14 protein-coding genes are annotated in these 12,902 nt (G+C 68.4%); 9 read left to right on the plus strand and 5 right to left on the minus strand.

Annotated elements, in window-relative coordinates; all coding sequences use genetic code 11:
* Window positions 1–7: 7 nt before the first annotated feature.
* The gene (locus OD750_RS03735; protein WP_263542867.1) at window positions 8–427 is read right to left on the minus strand and encodes a hypothetical protein; all 420 of its coding nucleotides are present in this window, start codon (window positions 425–427) and stop codon (window positions 8–10) included.
* 420 nt (window positions 428–847) lie between these two features.
* On the opposite strand from OD750_RS03735, the gene OD750_RS03740 reads away from it, so the two are divergent.
* Window positions 848–1,765 (plus strand): hypothetical protein, encoded by a 918-nt coding sequence (locus OD750_RS03740; protein ID WP_263542868.1) that lies wholly within the window; start codon window positions 848–850, stop codon window positions 1,763–1,765.
* Between the two features lie 10 nt (window positions 1,766–1,775).
* Here OD750_RS03740 and OD750_RS03745 read toward each other — a convergent pair whose 3' ends face one another.
* Together OD750_RS03745 and OD750_RS03750 are read right to left on the minus strand one after the other, a co-directional pair.
* A complete protein-coding gene (locus OD750_RS03745) occupies window positions 1,776–2,192 on the minus strand; it encodes a hypothetical protein (RefSeq protein WP_263542869.1) in 417 nt (138 codons plus the stop codon).
* A gap of 69 nt (window positions 2,193–2,261) precedes the next feature.
* Window positions 2,262–2,483, minus strand: coding sequence for a hypothetical protein (locus tag OD750_RS03750; RefSeq protein ID WP_263542870.1), 222 nt, complete (start codon window positions 2,481–2,483; stop codon window positions 2,262–2,264).
* Window positions 2,484–2,661: 178 nt separating this feature from the next.
* Between OD750_RS03750 and OD750_RS03755 the strand changes: the two genes are divergently transcribed.
* Entirely contained in the window at window positions 2,662–3,069 is a 408-nt protein-coding gene (locus OD750_RS03755) for a YciI family protein (protein WP_263542871.1), read from the plus strand.
* 161 nt (window positions 3,070–3,230) lie between these two features.
* On the plus strand, window positions 3,231–4,481 hold the full coding sequence (locus tag OD750_RS03760; protein ID WP_263542872.1) for a threonine synthase: 1,251 nt from the start codon (window positions 3,231–3,233) through the stop codon (window positions 4,479–4,481).
* Here OD750_RS03760 and OD750_RS03765 read toward each other — a convergent pair.
* Entirely contained in the window at window positions 4,465–5,397 is a 933-nt protein-coding gene (locus OD750_RS03765; protein ID WP_263542873.1) for a LysR family transcriptional regulator, read from the minus strand. The genes OD750_RS03760 and OD750_RS03765 overlap by 17 nt on opposite strands.
* 124 nt (window positions 5,398–5,521) lie before the next feature.
* Between OD750_RS03765 and OD750_RS03770 the strand changes: the two genes are divergently transcribed.
* The 4 genes from OD750_RS03770 to OD750_RS03785 all read left to right on the plus strand — a co-directional run bounded on the left by OD750_RS03770 (window position 5,522) and on the right by OD750_RS03785 (window position 10,076).
* Window positions 5,522–5,899: a VOC family protein gene (locus OD750_RS03770; protein WP_263542874.1), complete on the plus strand. Its 378-nt coding sequence runs from the start codon at window positions 5,522–5,524 to the stop codon at window positions 5,897–5,899.
* Window positions 5,900–5,927: 28 nt separating this feature from the next.
* On the plus strand, window positions 5,928–6,692 hold the full coding sequence (locus tag OD750_RS03775) for an SDR family NAD(P)-dependent oxidoreductase (protein WP_263542875.1): 765 nt from the start codon (window positions 5,928–5,930) through the stop codon (window positions 6,690–6,692).
* Between the two features lie 73 nt (window positions 6,693–6,765).
* Window positions 6,766–7,290 carry an ECF-type sigma factor gene (locus OD750_RS03780; protein ID WP_263542876.1) on the plus strand — a complete coding sequence of 175 codons (525 nt, stop codon included), beginning with the start codon at window positions 6,766–6,768 and terminating at the stop codon, window positions 7,288–7,290.
* Window positions 7,287–10,076: a serine/threonine-protein kinase gene (locus OD750_RS03785; RefSeq protein ID WP_263542877.1), complete on the plus strand. Its 2,790-nt coding sequence runs from the start codon at window positions 7,287–7,289 to the stop codon at window positions 10,074–10,076. The genes OD750_RS03780 and OD750_RS03785 overlap by 4 nt, the downstream gene beginning before the upstream one ends.
* Before the next feature lie 25 nt (window positions 10,077–10,101).
* On the opposite strand, the gene OD750_RS03790 is transcribed toward OD750_RS03785, so the two are convergent.
* Window positions 10,102–10,716 carry a hypothetical protein gene (locus tag OD750_RS03790; RefSeq protein WP_263542878.1) on the minus strand — a complete coding sequence of 205 codons (615 nt, stop codon included), beginning with the start codon at window positions 10,714–10,716 and terminating at the stop codon, window positions 10,102–10,104.
* Between OD750_RS03790 and OD750_RS03795 the strand changes: the two genes are divergently transcribed.
* On the plus strand, window positions 10,715–10,984 hold the full coding sequence (locus OD750_RS03795; protein WP_263542879.1) for a hypothetical protein: 270 nt from the start codon (window positions 10,715–10,717) through the stop codon (window positions 10,982–10,984). The two genes, OD750_RS03790 and OD750_RS03795, sit on opposite strands and share 2 nt — an antisense overlap.
* Window positions 10,985–11,095: 111 nt before the next feature.
* Window positions 11,096–12,895, plus strand: a complete 1,800-nt coding sequence (locus OD750_RS03800; RefSeq protein WP_263542880.1) for a hypothetical protein — start codon at window positions 11,096–11,098, stop codon at window positions 12,893–12,895.
* Window positions 12,896–12,902 lie beyond the last annotated feature (7 nt).

Here is a 12,902-nt window from a genome sequence, read left to right on the forward strand (position 1 = left end):
CGAACGTTTACCCGGCGTCAAAAAAAGCGTAATCGCCGGGGCGCGGCTCGCGCGGCAGCAGGTCCGGCCGCTCTGCCGCGATGCGCTGCGCGACGAACGTGATCCGCGCACGCGCCTTCATCATCAGCTCGAGAAACTCGCGCTGGTTCGCCATATAGCCGTCGATATCCTCTCCCTGCCGCAAGAGCGACTGCAGCGCGTCGGCGTTGTCGCCGTAGCAGCGCACGAGCGCGTCGGAATCGAACGTGAGTATCGCCAGCGCCGTGCGGCGCGGCATGTGCGAACGCACGTCGAGGAGCGCTTCTTCGAGATGGCCGGCTTCGACGCGTGTATACATCGCGCGAAAGCGTGTCGGACGGTCTTCCCGTGTCGGTGCGGGTGCCGCGGCGCGTGCGGATTTCGCCGTGCGGGGACGGGGCTGGGACATGGGACGCTCCTTGTCGGCTTGTTGGCGCGGCTAGTGGCCTGCAACAGACAAATCGAAAGCAGCTCGCTCGTCCTGGCCGCGCAGTACTTGCTGCTCACTCGGCCGATAGCGGGTGCTATCGGCCTTGCTCCGCAGCGGCGTCCTGCACGATGCGTCCTTCGCGATCCCTCTTCCGATTTGTCTGTTGCAGGCCACTAGTAAACGGCGAGTCGCTGCCGCACGTCACGCGGCAAAAGCAAACAAAAGAAAATGCGGTCGTCGCTGCTGCGTTCGAAACGTGCTCGACCGCGGTGCCGCACGCTCCGTACTGTGTTGAGTGGAGCCGTCCCGCCGACGCGTGAGGGGAAAATGCGCCATCGCACGTCCTCGTTCACGCATGCGGCGCAGTCTCGCACCGCAGACGCTACGGGAGGGAACGCCATGTGGAACAAGGAAATCCGGCGCCGTGTCGCGCCGACGCTGCGTGCCGCGTGCATGGCGGCGTTCGCGCTCGGTGCGGCCGTCAGCGCGGTCGCCGGCGATCCGCCGGGCGTTGCGCTGACCGCGCCCGACGGCGCGCTGCGCCTCGCACCCGGCGAAACCGGCACGTTCCGGTTGCGCGCCGAAGGCGACAGCGCGTTCGGCGCGAACGTCTCTTTCTACTACGGCGACGGCGAATACGTACCCGCCGGCACCGCGCCGGCCGCCGGCTGTCCCGCGCTGCCGCTGACGGGCAGCTATCTTCCGGTGTCGTTCGACCCGACGCAGGCGGGCGGCGTGCTCGACTGCGTTTACGGCGTGACGCGCAACGCCGATTCGATCAACGATCTGTACATCGGGTTTTCGCCGCCGAACTACGCGCCGGGCGAGATCAATCCCGTGTCGCTGATCGTCGGCGCGATCGCGCGGCTGCAACTGGCGGTACAGACCGAATCGTCCCGGCTGCGCGAAGACGGGCACGCCGAAGCGATCGTCCGTCTGACGGTTCACAGTTCCACACCGGCAAGTTTGAATGGATTGACCGCCGGCGAGTGCTACTACGGCATGTCGCCGTTCGGCATCGACGGCAACATCCCCGACGGATGCGGCGACAACAGTCACTTCGGCGGCGGCTGCTTCGCGGTCGACGTTCCGTATGGATTCCGCCTGGCGCCGGTGCCGGCGTTCGGCACGAGGAGCTGCCTCGTCAAATTGACCAGCCGGCAACCGTACAGCGCACCGTTGAGCTACGGGATCGGCCTCTACGGGCTGCTCACCGACGGCGCGACCGGCGGCACGGTGCTCGCGGACAGCCTGTACCAGCCGGGACTGGCGCTGCGACTGGCGCTCGACGGCATCTGGTCCGACGGATTCGAATGACGCGAAGCGGCTACCACTTCGACGGCGGCGCCGGTTTGGCGACGAACGACTTCGCGACGCCGCCCTGCACGACGACCTCGCCGCCGCTTTCGAACGTGAAGCGGTAGTTCTCGTCCATCGTGCGGCGCTGTCCGCCGATTTCCTGCACGCGTCCGGGTTCGACCGACACCGCGGCGAGACGGTCCGGGATCAGCGCCGTGACGTTCGCCGGCACGTCGCAGCGCAGATGGTGGATGAACGCGAGCTCCGCGAGGCGCCCGTCGGCGAGGATCCACGACAGCAGCAGGCCGTGCAGCGGCGGTTCCGACAGCTCGATCGCGTGCAGGCGCGCGCCCGCGAGCACGTCGAAATCGTTCAGCGATTCCTGCACTTTTCCCTTTTTTCGATCGCGGTTGCCGAAGCCGGCGTTCTGCGGGTCTTCGCACACGAGCCCCTGCTCGCGGAACCATTCGACGACGGCGGCGACCGGCGCCGCGTCGGCCGCACCGTGCAGCGATCAGTGGAAATAGCCCGGATGCGCGACGAGTTCGCCGAGCGGAAAGCCGACGACGGGCCCTTCGCTCGCGGCTTCGCCGATCCGCGCGCCGTCGAAGTGCGCCGCGATTGCATCGAGCACCTTGCGCCGCGCGCGGCGCTGCGCCGCGTTCGGTAGGAATTCCGGATCGCGCGCGTCGGCGTACTCGAGTTTCGCGGGCACGAAGAACAGGTCGAGCGCCATGGCTTTTTTCCGGTCGTGAGCAGTGCGCATTGTGCGCCAGAACGCTGCTCGGGACGTCGTCGGGGCTGCCTCACAAGGGCCGGCAGGCATGGCGTCGCCGGTTCCGCCGCCGCCGCGTGACTTGCCGCGCGAAGTTCCCGAGAATTCCGGCGATGCACGTCGAGTCAGGAGTCGAGTCGTGACGAACGAAACGCCGCTGTCGGAATACCTCGTGGTGTCGCGCGGACACTGGAACGAAAATCTCGCACCGGAAGAAATCCAGAACGCGATCGACCGGTTCTACGTGTGGCACGCGAGGCTCGTCGACGAAGGGCGCATGAAGCCGGGTCGGCGGCTCGCGCGCGACGGGCGCGTGGTCGCGCGCGGCGGCGTAACGGACGGACCGTTCACCGAAGCGAAGGAAATCGTCGGCGGCTACTGGTTCATCGTGGCGCGCGATCTCGACGAGGCGGCGCGCATCGCGGCCGAAAATCCGTGCATGGCCTGCGGATTGTTCTACGAGATCCGGCCGATCGAGGACGAGCGGGCGAGCGCGTTCGTGGACAGTTCGGAGACGCCGTCGAAGCGACGACCGTCGTTCGAATGACGGCACGGGCGGGAAGCGTCGATCGACAGGGCTGCGCGCCAGGCGCGGATCGGCGGATCGTGCGACGTCGCGTCGAAGAACGGTCGTAGATCGTCCGGCACACTCGCACGCGTCGGCTAGCGCGTATGAATGCGCGAGCCATCAACGTTGCGGGAATCCCGATGTCGTACGTGCGCTGTCTTCGCGGTCTGGGGTCGGGCCAGGAATATTCGTCCGACGTGCCGATGAATCTCGACCCGGTCGACGGCCGGCCGGTCGAGATGGTGATCGACGTCGAACGCCTCGCGCGCGAACGGCCCGCGCTGTCGTGGTACCGGCCGCAGCGGCGCGACATGTGGCGCTTCGGCGCGCTGCTCGCGCTCGACATCGACGATCCGCGCGACGCCGCGCACATCGTGAGCCTCGGCGAAGGCGCCACGCCGCTCCTGGACTATTCCGACGACGCGTCGGTACGCGGCACGGGCGTGCGTCTGCAGCTCAAGGACGAGGGCCGCGCGCACGCCGGCTACGGCGCGAATCCGACCGGCAGCTTCAAGGACCGCGGCATGGCGATGGTCGCGTCGCAGGCGCGCCGCCTCGGGCTGCGCCGCCTGTCGGTGCCGACGCAAGGCAATGCCGGCGACTCGCTCGTGCGCTACGCGCTGGCGTCCGACCTCTCCGTCGTCGTCGCGATGCCGCCCGACACGCCGCTGCCGATCCTCGGCAGCGTGGCCGCCGCGGCGCTCAGGCATCCCGATCGCGTCGGACTCGACCTCGCCGGTCCGACGATTCGCGAAGCCGGCGCTTATCTCAAGCAACACTACCTGCCGCAAGGGTATTTCTCGGTCGCGACCTTCCAGGAACCGGGCTGGCGCATCGAAGGCAAGAAGACGCTGGGCCTCGAACTCGCCGAACCCGCGCCGGGCGACACGCGCTGGTCGGTACCCGACGCGGTGATCTATCCCACGGGCGGCGGCACCGGCGTGCTCGGCATGTGGAAGGCGTGGGACGAACTCGAAGCGCTCGGCGTGATCGACGCGCGCCGCCCGCGCATGTATTGCGTGCAAAGCGACGTGACGCCGCCGCTCGTCGATGCGTGGGCGCAAGGCGCCGCCGACACGACGCCCGCGACCGGCGGCGCGACGCTCGCGACGGGCCTCAACGTGCCCGGCGGCGTGGGACATGCGCGCGTTCTGCAGATCGTGCGCGCGAGCGGCGGAGCGGCAGTTGCCGTCGATGAAGCGGAAATCGCGCACGAAACGCGGCGGCTCTGGCAGACGCGGCACGACTGGATCGGCACCGAGGGCGCCGCGTGCTTCGCCGCGTTGCCGAAGCTCCTGGCCGACGGTTTGCTACGCGCCGGCGAGCGCGTCGTCGTGGTGAATACCGGATCTGTGGAAAAGTATCTTCCTGCGGTCAGGCATCTGCTGTAGTCGCGTCGTTCCCGGGGGCGAGTCGCCCCTGGACCTGCGAGAACGCTTCGACCACGAAGTCCACCAGCGCGCGGATGCGCGGCGTGTCGCGCATGTCGACGTGAAACCCGACCCGCACCGCGCGCACCGGCATGGGATGCGGCACCGTCACGCGACGCAGCGCGCAATCGCCGCCGGCGATGAAACACGGCAGCACGGCCATCGCCGCGCCGCCGCGCACGGCGGCGAGATGCGCGCGCAGGCCGTTCGCGTGAAGCACGGTGCGTGCGCGGTGCGCCAACGCCGGCAGCCACGACTCGTGCGGCACTTCGCCGGCCGCGCGATCGAGCAGCACCAGCCGGTGGCCTTCGAAGCCGTTCGCGGCGTCGGGCTGGCCGTGCCGCTCGAGATAATCGTCGGACGCGTACAGCGCATACGCGGCGTTGCCGACGCGGCGCTCCACGAGATTTTCCTGCGCGAACGATCCGAAACGGAACGCGAGGTCGGCCTCGCGGCGTGCGAGGTTGTATACCTTCGTGTCGTTGACCAGCTCGATCGTGAGGCCGGGATGCGAGGCGCCGAACCGCGCGAGCATCGGCGCGATCACTTCGTCGCCGAGCCAGTCGAGACTCGTCACGAGGATCTCGCCGCTGAGGCCCGTATCGCGCGCGGCGATCTGCCGCTGCACCGACAGCGCGCCCGCGTCCATCTGCTCCAACCCTTCGACGAGCGACCGGCCGAGCAACGTGAGCCGCAAGCCGTTCGCGTCGCGGTCGAACAGTTTCGCGTCGAGGCGCCGCTCGAGCGCGTCGAGCCGCCGGCTCACGGTCGGCTGCGTCGTGCCGAGCGTGCGCGCCGCCGCGCTCAACGTACCCTCGCGCGAAATCGCCAGCACCACTTTCAGATCGTCCCAGTCGATCGCCATCGGATGTCCCATGCGTTTTCGAATGACCGGCATGTCGAATCGATGACTGCATTCGGCCGCCGCGCTTCCTAGACTCTCATACGCCGGCCGAATGCGGCCGGCGGTACTTGTATATCTTTGATCCGGAGTCGAACGCATGCTCCAGCTCGACCATCTCATCCTGCGCGTCGGCGACGCGCAAGCGTCCGCGCGGTTCTACGAAAAGCTCGTCGGCCTGCGGCGCGAAGGCCATGCCGGACCGTTCGAAGTGCTGCGCGTGAACGACGATTGCACGATCGACCTGTTGCCGGAACCGCCGAAAGACCCGGTCCATCTCGCGTTTTGCATGGACAGGCGCGCTTTCGACGGCGTGCGCGAAAGGCTGCGAGCGGCGGGCGTCGCCTTCGGCGGCGATCCGTTCGTGCGCGACGGCCGTTCCGCATTGCAGGCGGGCGCTCGCGGCCAGGCCGAAGCGCTGTACTTCTTCGATCCTGACGGCCACAACCTCGAGGTGCGCACGCATGAACCCCGCTGACGTTCGAGTTGCCGCGGCAGATGCCGTCGTGCCGACTTTCGCGGACCTGCGCGACAAAGTGGCCGTGGTCACCGGCGGTTCGCGCGGCATCGGCGCCGCGACGTGCCTTGCGCTCGCGCGCAGCGGCGTGCGGCTGGCGATCAACGGACGCGATCCCGCGGCGCTGCGCGCCAATGTGGCGGCCGTGGAGTCCGTCGGCGGCGAGGCGATCGGCATGGAGGCCGACTGCTCGGATCTCGCGCAGGTGCGGCGCATGCAGGGGCGCGTGGAGGCGCACTACGGCGCGCCGGACTTCGTGCTCGCGTTCGCGGGCGGCGGCACGGGCCGGCCGGTGCCGGTGCACGACATCAGCGAAGAAGACTGGCGATCGAGTCTCGACAACAATCTCACGTCGACGTTCTTCACGGTCAAATGCTTCCTGCCCGGCATGCTCGCGCGCGGCACCGGCGGCATTCTGACGATGGCCTCCGCCGGCGCGCGCGTCGCGGCGGGCGCGCCGGCGGGATACGGCGCGGCGAAGGCCGGCGTCATCCTGCTGACGCGGCATCTGGCGCAGGAGGTCGGACCGCGGGGTCTGCGCGTCAACTGCGTTTCGCCGTCGGCGGTGTTGACCGAGCGCACGCGGGCGACGCTTTCGCCGGAGCGCCGGGCGCGGATGCTGGACGGATTTCCGCTCGGACGTCTCGGCACGCCGGACGACGTGGCGTCCGCGTCGCTGTTCCTGCTCAGCGACGCTTCGGCGTGGGTCACCGGCGTGGTGTTCGATGTGGCGGGAGGGCGGGTGATGGTGTGATTCGCGCGAATCACAGGACTCGCGCCGGCCGCTCCCGTATGCTTTGCGCCCATCGTGGTCCGATCGGCAGTTCATGGGCGAAGAAATTTCAGGCAGCGGCATCGACGATCTGGTTGCGCACCTGTACCAGCAACTGCGCGTCCTGGCGCACAGCGAGCGCCGGCGCGGCGGCGGCCCCGATACGCTGCACACCACGGCGCTCGTCAACGAGGTCTATCTGAAGCTCGCCGATGCCGATCGCCTGCGCTTCGGCGAACCGCGGCAGTTCTTTTCATACGCCGCGCAAGCCATGCGGCACATCCTGCTCGATCGCGCCAAGCTGCGGATGCGGCTCAAGCGGGAGGACAGCCGCCTGCGCGTTTCGTTGACCGATCCCGACATCGAAGCCGTCAGCGTCGACCCGGCCGACGCGGTGGTGCTCGATGCGGCGCTGACGGAGTTGTCGAAGCTCGATGCGCGTGCGGCACAGGTCGTCGAGCTGCATTTCTTTGCCGGGCTCGGACTGCAACAGATCGCCGATCTGCTCGACGTGCACCGGCGCACCGTCGATCGCGACTGGCGCTTCGCGTCGGCGTTCCTCAAAGCGCAACTGGTGTGACGATCGAGCCGCGCCCCGGTCTGCGCGCCTGCTTCGACGCGCTGGTCGAGCTGCCTGCGCATGAGCGCGCGGCGTGGCTCGATGCGCACGCGATCGACGACGAACTCCGCGAGCGACTGCGCAAGATGCTCGCGGCGGACGGTCTGGACAACGCATCGGTGCCGGTTCTGCGCACCGGCGCCGCCGTGCTGGCGACGGAGTTCACGCCGGAGTCCGACGACGGCGCCGGCCTGATCGGCACGAGCATCGGCCCGTACCGGCTGGCCGGCGTGCTGGGACAGGGCGGCACGTCGGTGGTGTTTCGCGCCGAGCGGCCGATGGGCGAGGGTACGCAGACCGTCGCGCTGAAAGTGCTGCGCACCGGTCTTTTTTCCGCCGACAGCCAGCGCCGGTTTCGCCGCGAGCAGGGCGTGCTGAGCCAGCTGTCGCACCCGAACATCGCGGGACTGATCGACGGCGGCATCAGCGCCGGCGGCATTCCGTTCATCGCGACCGAGTTCGTCGACGGACTGCCGATCACCGACTACGCCGATGCGAATGCGCTCGACCTGCTCGCGCGGCTGCGCCTGCTCGCGACGGTCTGCCGGGCGGTGGACGGCGCGCACCGCGCGCTCGTCGTGCATCGCGACCTGAAACCGTCCAACGTGCTGGTGAGCCGCGACGGCGTGGCGAAAGTGCTGGATTTCGGCATCGCGGGACTGCTCGACGACGGCAGCGGAACCACCGCGCAAACGCAGGTGATCTCGCTGACGCCGGGCTACGCGGCGCCGGAGCAGTATCGGCCAGGTCCGGTGACGACGGCGATGGACGTCTACGCGCTCGGCGTGCTGCTCGGCGAACTGCTGACGGGGCGACCCGTCGCGTCGGCTTCGTTTGCGGGTTTGTCGCGCGCGCTCGCCGACGGTTCGCCGGAGACGCCCGCCGGGCTGCCGGCCGCTCCTGCGTTGCGGCGTCTGCTGCGCGGCGATCTCGACGCGATCCACGCGACGGCCTGCGCGCGCGAACCCGATCGGCGCTACGGTTCGGCCGCGCTGCTCGCCGACGATCTCGAACGCTATCTGCACAAGCTGCCGATCGGCGCACACGCGCCGTCGCTGTCGTACCGATTGCGCAAATATGTACAACGCAACCGCCTCGGCGCGAGCGCGCTGATCCTGAGCCTCGTCGCCGTCGTCGTCGGCGTCACGACGACGCTGTGGCAGGCGCGCGTCGCGCAGGAGGAAGGCCGGCGCGCCGCCGCGGTGGGCAATTTCCTGGTCGGCCTGTTCGAGGCGTCGAAACCCGGGCAGCTGCCGGAGCAGCGACTGACGCTCGAACAGGTGGTGCAGCGCGCCAGCGAGCGGCTGCAGGCGGAGAACGACCTGTCGGTACCGACGCGCATCGACATGATGCGCATGCTCGCCGAGGCAAGCATGGCGGCCAGCGATTTTCCCGCCGCGAACCGGCTGCTGGATCGCGCGTCGGCTTTGGGCGCCGCGACGTTCTCGCGCGACGATCCGATGCTGCTGCGGATTCGCCTGCTGCAGGCGCACCTGTTGATTCTCGAGACGCGCTACGCCGACAGCGCGACCGCGTACGAGGCGATCCTGCCGCAGATCCGCGAGGCCGACGACGAGGAGAGCATCCGCGCGCTGCAGAACTACGCGCTCGCGCTGATGTATTCCGCGCGTGCCGAAAAAGCGCTCGACATTTCAGCGCAGGCGACGCGCGCCGCCGTCGTTTTTTACGGCGAAGGCTCGCAGGGCGCGGTGCTCGCGGCGCTGGAACAGGGCAACATGTTCGTCGGCGCGGGACGACCCGCCGACGCGGCGGCGGCGATCGAACCGGCGTTGCGTCGATGGCGCGAAGCGCGCTGGCCGCCGACGCGCGATTTCCTGCGCGGTCTGGTCGATCTTGCGAACACGCGCATGCTGCTCGGCGACGTCGCCGCGGGCGAACGGCTCGCGCGCGAAAATCTTGCGGCGGCCGAACTGATCTACGACGCGCCGAACGTCGACATCGCGCGCGCGTCGCTGAACCTCGGCGAGATGCTGACGCAGATCGAACGCGTGGACGAGGCGCAAGCGCCGATGACGCGCGCGCTGGCGATGTTCCGTGCGATCCACGGCGAAGGGCAGATGCGCGACGCGAACACGCTGACGCGCATCGCGCAGCTGCAATGGCGCAGAAGGGATCTCGACGCCGCGGCGCAGTCGATCCGGCAGTCGCGGCCGTGGTGCGAAAGACCGGGCCTGCATCCGACGCGCACGTGCCTCGAACTCGACACGGAAGACGCGCGAGTCGCGCTGGCACAGGGCGATCGATCACGAGCCGACGCGAGCAGCGCGCGCGGCCTTGCGATGGCGCGCGAGATCTACCGCGACGGCAGCCCGGCGAGCGCCGACCTGCTGCAGCTGCGTGCGGCGGTGCAACTCGGCGACGGCGATGCCGCGGCGGCGCTCGCATCGTGCGACGAAGCGCGGGCGATGCTGCTTGCGATCGGCGCAAGCGAAGGACCGATCGCGGTCGCGGTGCTCGCGCGCCGCGCCGCGGCGCTCGAAGCGCGGCGCCGCTATGCCGAGGCGCTGGGCGATATCCGGCAAGCGCTGGCGCTGTGGCAGCGCATGGTGCCGCAAGGCTATCGGCGCCGCGCTGAGTTGTTGGCGCAACTGGCGCGGCTGCAGTCGGCGACGGGCGATGCGAGCGCTGCGAAAGCCACGGCGAAGGCGGCGCTCGCGTCGATCGATCGGCGAGGCGAGGTCGATGCGGATTGGCTCGCAGTGGTTCTTTCGCTGGCGGGAAGTTAGCGGAAGCCGAGCGTAGCGCGCGTCGCTACGGTGACGACGCGCGCCTGGAGAACGTCGCCTCGTCGACGCCGTTCGACTGTATATCGACCCCGGCGACGTCGGCGATCAACTGCAGCATCGAGTCGAGCGGAATCGACTCGAAGCGAAACGTGGCGCGCCGATCGCCCAGGAGTTCGGCGCCGCGCAACGTCCAGCCGCCGATCGCCTGCAGCCGTGCCGCAACGGCGTCGATCGGCTGGTTCTCGATGTCCACGCTCAGCAGCTTCGGCGAGTCGTCGTTTTTCGTATCCGGTGTGATGCGCACGCTGACGCGCCATTCGCGACCCGGCGCGTCGCTGCCGAACTGCGTCCGCACGCCGAGCGGAATGTCCGATTTTTCCACACGGATATTGCGCTTCAGATCGTCGGCGACGATGTGCGTCAGCCGGCCGTCGTCCGATCGAATGCGAAGCCGGAAGAGGTCGCGACCGCTCGACGCATCGCTCGCGATGCCGGCGCCGCACGACCGGATATCGAGTCGCCGTGCGTCGCTCGACGGCGGCACGGAAAACGCGATGTCGACATTCAAGACGTGGCGACACGGCTCCACGCGAAAATCGCCGGCGGCAAACGCGCTCGTCGACAGGATCAGCCAGAGCATGGCCATTGCCTCGGATGCAAAGCGCGATGAGAACACATCGGGCGCGGCAGGTCAGGGTCTAGCGGCTGGCGACCACACTGAACGTGTTTTCCGCCGTTACCTTGCCCGGAAACGCGATTTCGATCCGCCAGATGCCCGGGCGCTGTTCCCGAGGCATGTCGCAGCGTACGCGCGGCGGTTCCGACAGGGCCCGCTCGATCGGGCAAAGCCCGGCAGCGCTTCGACCGTCGGCGACGACGAGCCTCAAGTGGTCGTTGTCGGCGCGTAGCCTCGGCGGTCGCATCGCGAGTTTTTTTCGACCGGGCGTGATCGGTGCCTGTATCCAATGACGCTATGGGTACTCGTACAGTTGTCCGCCCCGCCCATCGGAACCCGCGCCATGACCGAAACGACCGAAAAGACCGGCGAGTCCTCCGCGACCGCCATTGACGACACGCGCCCCGTCGACAACGTGCCGCCGTTCGTCATTCCCCGCGACCGGCGCAAATACACGCGCTTCCTCGCTCCGCCGTTCGACGGGCCCGGCCTCCAGTTGTTCGAGGGGCCCGAGCACGAGGCGCTCGGTGACGGCCTGACGTTCTATCACTCGGATGGCAGCGCGTTTACGCAGTCGCCGCCTGACGTCAACTACTTCCAGACGCAAGGCGGACAGTTGCTGAGCTTCGGCCAGATCCTCGCGCTGGCCGGCGACTTCTACGGCGTGCCGAGCCAGCCGATTTCCGACGGCGCGAATCCTCAGGAGCAGCAGCAGCGCTTTCAGAACGCGTTCGACACGCTGTACACGGAGACATCGACCAACGGCGTGTACCAGGCGCAGAACATTCTCGCCGTGATGCAGGCGCAGTCGGACGCGGTCGCGAACGCGACCGCGCAGATCCTCGCGGCCGATCCCAAGGCGCAGGATGCGTCGTCGCAGGCGTATTCGCAGACGAACGCCAATCACGAATTCGATGCGCGCTACAACGTCGCGAGCGGCGCCTATCCCACCTCGCCGTGGTACTTCTCGCAAGGCAGCTTCCTCCAGCTTGCGGCCGTGAACTGGGACCACTTCGGCGCGAACGCGATCGCCGCGTATCGCGCGGGCCATACCTTGGCGGTGCAGGCCGCGGCGAACGGCAGCGAGACGCTGGCCTATGCGCTGGAAGCGTTCGCGTGTCACTTCCTGACCGACCTGTTTTCGTCGGGCCACCTGCGCACGCCGCGCAAGGCGCTGAGCACGAGCATCGCGGCCTCCATGTGCTCGCTGCTGATGCACGACGAGGACTGCTACAACGGCCTCATCGTGCAGGACAAGGATGCCAACGTGTGGACGGCCTACGGCGACAAGCGCCTCTTCGATCCGGTGAACCAGACGAACTACTCGAGGGCGAAGAAGGCCGTCAGCATCTCGCTCGGCGAAGTGATCACCGCGCTGCAGAACGGCAAGGCGGCTGCGGCGTCTCCGGCGTTCGCCGCGCTCGACATGATTCCGTCGCTCGATGTCGTGACCAATGCACTCGACAAGCGCAACTGGTCGCCGCTGTACGTGCTCAATGGCAGCTCACCCAAGGTGCGCGACCGATTGGAAGACCTGCGCTGCCGCGTGTGGACGAGTACCTTTTCCTACGGTTCCACTTATTGGCGCATGCCGGCCGGCGGCGTGCACAGCCCGGGCGGTGCGCCGCCGCAAACGGCGACGGGACCTGCGCATTCGGTCGCGTGGCAGAGCCATCGCATCATCGGTTCGAGCGAGAACGACCTCGCCCCGACCGCGGCGATCGTCACCAATTGGAACCCGAATGCGATCAACAACCTGCCGCCCGGCAGCCTCGGCGGCCCGATTCCGCCCGTCGCATTCGATCTGCCGCAGCAGAACACGCTGCTCGTCGCGTTCCGCAAAACGAGCAGCGACGGCAGCAATCACCACCTGCACTACATCCCGGTGCCGATGACCGACGCGCCGACTTTCAAGGTGTACACGCCGTTGGAATTCGCGATCGGCAGCAACCCGTCGCAGACCGTCAACGGCGGCGATCCGGCCATCGTCGCTTCGCCGGGCTCGGCGTTCATCGTGTTCGCCGGTTCCGACGGCACCCTGTATCAGGGAACCTGGCTGACGACCACGCGGTTCTGGTCGACGCCGACCGGCGCCCCCTGCAACCGGCGCTCGACGCCGCCGACACCGGCACCTACAAACTGATCGCGCC

The sequence above is a fragment of the Tahibacter soli genome, assembly GCF_025717065.2.
GTDB lineage: Bacteria > Pseudomonadota > Gammaproteobacteria > Xanthomonadales > Rhodanobacteraceae > Tahibacter > Tahibacter soli.

Excerpts from the sequence above, each read along its gene's own strand:
- OD750_RS03735 (WP_263542867.1), bottom strand. The coding sequence starts at position 427 with ATGTCCCAGCCCCGTCCCCGCACGGCGAAATCCGCACGCGCCGCGGCA.
- OD750_RS03740 (WP_263542868.1), top strand. The coding sequence starts at position 848 with ATGTGGAACAAGGAAATCCGGCGCCGTGTCGCGCCGACGCTGCGTGCC.
- OD750_RS03750 (WP_263542870.1), bottom strand. The coding sequence starts at position 2,483 with ATGGCGCTCGACCTGTTCTTCGTGCCCGCGAAACTCGAGTACGCCGAC.
- OD750_RS03760 (WP_263542872.1), top strand. The coding sequence starts at position 3,231 with ATGTCGTACGTGCGCTGTCTTCGCGGTCTGGGGTCGGGCCAGGAATAT.
- OD750_RS03765 (WP_263542873.1), bottom strand. The coding sequence starts at position 5,397 with ATGGGACATCCGATGGCGATCGACTGGGACGATCTGAAAGTGGTGCTG.
- OD750_RS03770 (WP_263542874.1), top strand. The coding sequence starts at position 5,522 with ATGCTCCAGCTCGACCATCTCATCCTGCGCGTCGGCGACGCGCAAGCG.
- OD750_RS03780 (WP_263542876.1), top strand. The coding sequence starts at position 6,766 with ATGGGCGAAGAAATTTCAGGCAGCGGCATCGACGATCTGGTTGCGCAC.
- OD750_RS03795 (WP_263542879.1), top strand. The coding sequence starts at position 10,715 with ATGGCCATTGCCTCGGATGCAAAGCGCGATGAGAACACATCGGGCGCG.
- OD750_RS03790 (WP_263542878.1), bottom strand. The coding sequence starts at position 10,716 with ATGCTCTGGCTGATCCTGTCGACGAGCGCGTTTGCCGCCGGCGATTTT.
- OD750_RS03800 (WP_263542880.1), top strand. The coding sequence starts at position 11,096 with ATGACCGAAACGACCGAAAAGACCGGCGAGTCCTCCGCGACCGCCATT.